Genomic DNA, 6,146 nt, shown 5'->3' with positions numbered 1-6,146 from the left:
GAATATGGGAGAAATCCGTCAAAAATTGACGAATGCGGCGCAACTGACCATTGCATCATGCCTTGGACGTCATGGTGATGCTGTTGCCGAACTACCGGCAGCTTTGCAGGCATTAGATATGCGGACGTGTGGTTTCAAGCTGGTATTAATCATCAACGGTGTGCCCAAGCAATACCTACCTGACTTGAGCAATGCGTTGGCCAAGGAAATGAGACCTTTGGTCAAAACGTTGGGATTCGATCCCCTGTCGGTATCTGTCATTAACGACATCAAGGCACGCGATATCGGTTTGATCGTGTAACGATGGCCTGAGCCTCAAGGCAGCTCCAACCCGCCCGCCGCCTTGTGTAGCGCCCGCAGGTGTTCGCCGACAAGCTTCAGGTTGGCTTCACTGGCCTCGATCTGCGCTTCCCGGGCCGGGTCCAGCAGCTTGCGGATTTCCTTGTCCAGGTCGCCGGTCAGGCGCTGCAGCTGCTGCTGGCGCTGGCTGCTTTCGGCTTCCAGGCGCTTCCACTCGGACGCTTGCGGCAAGCCATAGCCGCTGCTGCCGAGCAATTCCGCCGGACGACTGAGGTAGCCGCTGTTGGCAAGAATCTCCTGCAAGGTGCGGTTGGCCTTGTCCATGTCGTTGTCCTTGAGCTTGATGTCGCGGGCACCGAGGTATTTCTGTTTCACCTCGTCCTGGGCCAGCAGCAACTGCCGGCGGAAGCTCGCCTGCTCCAGCAGCAGCATGGCGGCGCTGGCGCGCAGGTTGGCCTGGGCGAACCATGGGCGACGGGCTTCGGCGGGTTGCGACAGCCAGTCCTCGACGGTTTCCTGCTTGATCGGCAACTGTTTTCTCAGGACCTCGAACATGGCCTGGTAGCGATCCCGGTAGGAGTCGAAGCGGTAACCCAGGCGCAAGGCTTCGCGGGGGTCATCGAGCACGCTGGTATCGGCCAGGCCGCGACCCTTGAGCACCTCCAGCAAACCATTCGGGACGATGCTGTCCAGGCCCTTGAGCTGGGCGTTGTCGCTGCCGCTGCGCAGCAGCTTCAAGGTCTCAACGGCGCAGTTGTTGCTGATGAAGTAGTAGTTGCCGTCGTAGCTCCAGTGCATTTCGGCGGCATGCTCGACCACTTCCTCGATTTCCTTGCGCGACAGCTTCAGCGGCACCGAGGCCAGGCTGCGCAGTTCGGTCTTGGTGTATTCGTCGATCACCTGGGACAGCGGCAGGACGAACAGCCGCGACGGGTAGGCGCCGGTCAGGCCACCCCAGGTCGAAAGCTGGACGTCGTTGACGAAGGCGCGATAGGACAGCACCAGATGCTGGTCCAGGTCCAGCCGGCAATCCGGCCCGCGTGGCCGGCCGGGGGCGCAGATCACCAGGCGCAGCATGCTGTGGCCCCAGCGGCTGACCCAGTTCTGGTTGGCTTCGGCCAGCAGGTAATCCACTTCATAGACGCGCTCGGGGTCGATCTTGCCCAGGGGCGTCTTGCCAAAGTCATTACCGGCATTGAGGAACGGGAACGCCTGGTCGCAGCTGTCCTTGGCCGCTGGCGCCCAGCCGAAGCGTTCCTGGTAGTAGCGATACAGCGCCGGACGGCGACAGGCGTAGGCCGGGTCGAGGAGGAAGTACTCCATGTTGACCGCGACGAATTCCTTGGGATTGGTGGTCTCGTAGATATCCGGGCTGCGGACGACCTGGCCGTTGTGCTGCTCCCGCTGGCCACGGCTGCCGACCGCTTGTTGCCAGCCGGCGAGGTCGAGCAGGCGCGGGTCGTCGCTGAGGGTGAAGCGTCGGCCGGTCTGGCCCCGGCATTGGTCGGGCAGGCCGACCAGGCCGGTATTGCTGTCACGCTGAGTGCAGCGCCGGATCAGTGTCCGTTCGGCGTCGGGCCAGAGACGGGCGCGGTCATAAATATGGGTCAGTTCGTGAAGGACAGTGGCGAGCATTTCCTCGCGCACGGTGCCATGGGGACGATGGGTTTTTTTCGTCGCCGCCGAACCGTCCACCAGGCCGGGCAGCAAGATGCGATTGAGGTCCACTTCGGAGACCAGCGAGGCTTCGCCATAGGCGTTGTCCGGCATCTGGGTTGACCAGACGACATCGATGCGGCGGTCCAGTTGCTCGATAAAACGCGGCGGCAGATGGGCCATGGCCTCATCGATCAGCGCCTGGCTGGCCTGTTGTTCGGCCGGGCTCAGGCCTTCGCTCTTGAGCTGCAATTGCAGGCTGGCCTGGGCCGCGTTACCGAACAGCAACAGGGCGCAGGCCAGCAACCCGCCGGTAAGTAGTCTCACAGGGCGAGAATGGCTTCGGCGAGGTCTTGATCGCTGGCGTCACGGGCGTTCGGCACTTGGGTGCGCAAGGCGACGAAGGCGGCTTCCAGATGGGCGCCGCGGATATCGCCCCGGCTGGCGACGAAACTGGCGGCGTCGTCATGGGCTTCGCGAACCACTTTCGAGTCGCGGATCGAGGTGGTGGTGTCCGAGGTGAAATCGAGGGTACGGCCCGTGGCCCGTACGAGCATATTGCTGGTAGCCACCAGGGTGTGCGCCGAAGCCACGTCACTCAGCAACAGCAGGCCGAGTGCAGCGGCGATCAGGGGGGTACGCATGTAAAGGTCTCCGGGAATGCAAAGTGACTATTGGACGAGAATTGCCTGGGCCAGTTCAAGGTCGCCGACATGAAGTTCTGGCTGGGTTTGACGCAGGTAGGCCAGGGCCGACTCCAGTTGTGCGCCGCGCAGTCGGCCATTGCTGGCAACAAAAGCGGCGGCATCATCCCGGGCGGCCAGTATCAGTTTACGGTCGAAGGGCGCGCTGGTCACTTGGCTGGTGACGTAACCACTGCCGACCAGGGTCTGGGTGGTCAGGTCGAAGGCCTGGGCCTGGCTGATCCAGGCGAGTGCTACGAGCAATAAGCTGAGTGAACGCATGGGTCTCTGTGTCTTATTGAGCGAGCGCCCAGGCTAGCGGAATCCACGGCCCATGCGCCAGGGTTTCAGATGGCCAGGATCGCCTGGGCCAACTGCGCATCGCTGGCCTGCAACTGTGGGGCCTGGCGGCGGATGGTGTCGAAGGCGCTTTCCAGCTTCACGCTGCGGATCTGGCCATTGCTGGCGACGAAGCTGGCGGCGTCATCCTGGGCGGCACGCACGATCTTGTTGTCGCGCAACGACGAGGTGGCATCGGACGAGGCGTCGGAGGTGGCCTTGAGGGCGCCGACCAGCGAATCGGTGGTGACGATAAAGCTGCTGGCATTGGCGGCACCGGCCAGGGTCAACAGGGCGGCGGCACTGAGCAGGCGAAGGCGGGACATGGTGAATCTCCTGGGGCATGAAGAGGAACAGTGGCAGCGGATAAGGGCCGCCACGTAAACACAACGGACGATGAACCTCAGACGCACATTCCGCGCTGCTGGCTACCTAAGACCGCGATATTAGACAGAGTTCCCGAGCTGCCGATAGCGAGTTTCGTCGGCCGATCCGCGAGTTAGAGGCTTTCGTGTGGGTAAGATGAAAGTGTACCGGTTAATACTTATTAATATAAAACTGTACCTGTTTGATGTTTTCATAGTCCCTTCCCCGAAAACGTCTCGCCGAAAACGACAAAGCCCGTCGCGGTTCCCCGCGACGGGCTCTGTTTTTTCAATTCGGGTGCTGGCGGTGGACCCGGTGGGTCAGGGCCAGCGAGCGCTGCTTAGCGCCAGAACGGCTTGCTCAACTCTTCGTAACGCTGTGCTTCGCTGATCCCGGCATCGGCCAGCAGGCGCGAATCCAGGCGAGCCAGTTGATGGCGGCTGGCAATGCGGCGCTGCCACAACATCAGGTTGGCGAGAACGCGCAGAGGCATCGAAGCTTGAGCGTTGGTAGCGGTGTTTTCGTAGAACATGTCGGAACTGAGTGTACGTTCCATGATTAGCATCCTTCCGCTTGTGGCGGGATTAGGTAGTGGTTTAACTGATGCCAATGATCCTCTTCTTTGCCTAGTCTCTCTAGATACAGTTCATCTGTATTGTGAGGGCTCAGTTAACTGTTTAAGGGTGCTGTACTGCTCGAAAGTGAGGCAACTGTACCTGTCTGCCTCTAAATGGTGCGTTTTTGTCTGGTGGTGGGTGATTCAAGGTGATTCGAGGTGGGAAATGACCGGTACAGCAGTACAGTTTTTATCAGGTATTCGAAAAAACCGGGGCCGCTGACGAAACTGTGTTTGCGTCAGCGGCCAACTGTATCAATCAGCTCGGCAGCATCTTCCCGGTTTCTTCCAGGTTGATGTGCCAACTCAGTGCTTCACGCAGGATGTGCGGGGTGTGACCGCCGAGGGCGCAGGCACGCTCGAAGTAACTGTTCAGGGCTTCGCGGAAGTCCGGGTGCACGCAGTTGTTGATCACTGCCCTCGCCCGCTCTCTTGGCGCCAGGCCTCGCAGGTCGGCCAGGCCGATTTCGGTGACGAGGATATCCACGTCATGCTCGGTGTGGTCGACGTGGCTGACCATGGGCACCACGCTGGAAATCGCTCCGCCCTTGGCGATGGACTTGGTGACGAAGATCGCCAGGTGCGCGTTGCGGGCGAAGTCGCCGGAGCCGCCAATGCCATTCATCATCCGCGTGCCGCAGACGTGAGTAGAGTTGACGTTGCCGTAAAGGTCGAACTCCAGGGCGGTGTTGATGGCGATGATGCCCAGGCGCCGCACCACTTCCGGGTGGTTGGAGATTTCCTGCGGGCGCAGCACCAGCTTGTCTTTATAGCGCTCCAGATTGCCGAACACGTCGCTGTTGCGCCGGCTCGACAAGGTGATCGAGCTGCCGGAGGCAAAGGACAGCTTGCCGGCGTCGATCAGGTCAAAGGTCGAGTCCTGCAGCACTTCGGAGTACATGGTCAGGTCTTCGAACGGCGAGTCGATCAGGCCACACATCACCGCGTTGGCGATGTTGCCGATACCGGCCTGCAGCGGGCCAAGGTTGTTGGTCATGCGTCCATCGGCCACTTCTTCCTTGAGGAAGTCGATCAGATGGTTGGCGATGGCCTGGGTGTCGCTGTCCGGCGGGGTCACGGTGGACGGCGAGTCGGACTTGTTGGTAATCACAATGGCGACGATCTTGGCCGGGTCGATCGGGATCGCGGTGCTGCCGATGCGATCGTCGACCTTCACCAGCGGGATCGGTGTGCGGGTCGGCCGATAGCTGGGGATATAGATGTCGTGCAGACCTTCCAGGTTCGGATTGTGCGCCAGGTTGATCTCGACGATCACCTGCTTGGCGAAGATCGCGAAGCTGGCCGAGTTGCCCACCGAGGTGGTCGGCACGATATGCCCTTCTTCGGTGATCGCCACGGCTTCGATCACCGCCAGGTCCGGCAACTTGAGCTGCTTGTTGCGCAGTTGCTCGACGGTTTCCGACAGATGCTGGTCGATAAACATCACTTCGCCGGCGTTGATCGCCTTGCGCAGGGTGCTGTCGACCTGGAACGGCATGCGCCGCGACAGCACGCCGGCTTCGGTGAGCTGTTTATCGAGGTCGTTGCCCAGGCTGGCGCCGGTCATCAGGGTGATTTTCAGCGGCGATGTCTTGGCGCGCTCGGCCAGTGCATGGGGCACGGCCTTGGCTTCACCGGCGCGGGTGAAGCCGCTCATGCCGACGGTCATGCCGTCCTGAATCAGAGCGGCAGCGTCGGCTGCGCCCATGACCTTGTCCAACAACGAAGGCAAGCGAATACGATCACGATACATAGCGTGTTATCTCAGGCAACGAAAGCAAGATGCGCAGTCTAGAGGTTTGAAAAAGTTTCGCCGCACGACAAAGGTCGAATGTCGGCCAACGATTCAGGGCCTTTGGTCGGTTTTTTGCGAGCAAAGAAAAACCCCAACCTAGCAAAGGTTGGGGGTTTCGATATTGCGTTAACGCAAGCTTCTACTCGACAGCCTTGACCATGTCCTCAATGACCTTCTTCGCGTCGCCGAAGACCATCATGGTCTTGTCGAGGTAGAACAGCTCGTTGTCCAGGCCGGTATGGTCGCGGACCATGGAATGCATGTTTGTAGGCAATTTCCGTAAGTTTGCGGGAGCTTTCCCAAAGGCACTCCAGGGGCTGGAAATAGGCGTTTGAGATCACGCATGGTGCTGAGCAAGAAAGCAGTACCCGCACGTGTCGCTACTTTTTCT

General features: G+C 60.4%; 7 protein-coding genes and 1 pseudogene. 1 reads left to right on the top strand and 7 read right to left on the bottom strand.

The features are described 5' to 3' along the window. The coding region (locus M5B99_RS29115; RefSeq protein WP_248807381.1) for a hypothetical protein at nt 1-301 on the top strand (301 nt) is incomplete at its 5' end. 14 nt (nt 302-315) lie between these two features. Here M5B99_RS29115 and M5B99_RS29110 read toward each other — a convergent pair. The 7 genes and pseudogenes from M5B99_RS29110 to M5B99_RS29080 form a co-directional block, all read right to left on the bottom strand. Continuing rightward, a complete protein-coding gene (locus M5B99_RS29110) occupies nt 316-2,283 on the bottom strand; it encodes a DUF4105 domain-containing protein (protein WP_248807380.1) in 1,968 nt (655 codons plus the stop codon). Further along, a complete protein-coding gene (locus tag M5B99_RS29105; RefSeq protein ID WP_248807379.1) occupies nt 2,280-2,600 on the bottom strand; it encodes a DUF2388 domain-containing protein in 321 nt (106 codons plus the stop codon). The genes M5B99_RS29110 and M5B99_RS29105 overlap by 4 nt, the downstream gene beginning before the upstream one ends. A gap of 27 nt (nt 2,601-2,627) precedes the next feature. Then, the gene (locus M5B99_RS29100) at nt 2,628-2,921 is read right to left on the bottom strand and encodes a DUF2388 domain-containing protein (protein ID WP_248807378.1); all 294 of its coding nucleotides are present in this window, start codon (nt 2,919-2,921) and stop codon (nt 2,628-2,630) included. Between the two features lie 65 nt (nt 2,922-2,986). Further along, complete coding sequence (locus M5B99_RS29095; RefSeq protein WP_248807377.1) at nt 2,987-3,304, bottom strand: DUF2388 domain-containing protein; 318 nt, start codon at nt 3,302-3,304, stop codon at nt 2,987-2,989. A 380-nt stretch (nt 3,305-3,684) separates the two neighbouring features. Then, nucleotides 3,685-3,900 carry a DUF1127 domain-containing protein gene (locus tag M5B99_RS29090; protein ID WP_248807376.1) on the bottom strand — a complete coding sequence of 72 codons (216 nt, stop codon included), beginning with the start codon at nt 3,898-3,900 and terminating at the stop codon, nt 3,685-3,687. A 319-nt stretch (nt 3,901-4,219) separates the two neighbouring features. Next, nucleotides 4,220-5,713, bottom strand: a complete 1,494-nt coding sequence (locus M5B99_RS29085) for an acetyl-CoA hydrolase/transferase family protein (protein ID WP_248807375.1) — start codon at nt 5,711-5,713, stop codon at nt 4,220-4,222. A gap of 181 nt (nt 5,714-5,894) precedes the next feature. After that, nucleotides 5,895-5,993, bottom strand: a pseudogene (locus M5B99_RS29080) (hypothetical protein); the annotation flags it as partial. Nucleotides 5,994-6,146 lie beyond the last annotated feature (153 nt).

It is taken from the genome of Pseudomonas sp. MWU13-2100 (genome assembly GCF_023242365.1).
In the GTDB taxonomy this organism is placed as follows: domain Bacteria; phylum Pseudomonadota; class Gammaproteobacteria; order Pseudomonadales; family Pseudomonadaceae; genus Aquipseudomonas.
This window is presented reverse-complemented; position numbering and strand designations above follow the sequence as displayed.

Bases quoted from the DNA above. Each gene is read 5' to 3' on its own strand.
- M5B99_RS29105 (WP_248807379.1), bottom strand. From the start codon at position 2,600: ATGCGTACCCCCCTGATCGCCGCTGCACTCGGCCTGCTGTTGCTGAGT.
- M5B99_RS29085 (WP_248807375.1), bottom strand. From the start codon at position 5,713: ATGTATCGTGATCGTATTCGCTTGCCTTCGTTGTTGGACAAGGTCATG.
- M5B99_RS29095 (WP_248807377.1), bottom strand. From the start codon at position 3,304: ATGTCCCGCCTTCGCCTGCTCAGTGCCGCCGCCCTGTTGACCCTGGCC.
- M5B99_RS29100 (WP_248807378.1), bottom strand. From the start codon at position 2,921: ATGCGTTCACTCAGCTTATTGCTCGTAGCACTCGCCTGGATCAGCCAG.
- M5B99_RS29090 (WP_248807376.1), bottom strand. From the start codon at position 3,900: ATGGAACGTACACTCAGTTCCGACATGTTCTACGAAAACACCGCTACC.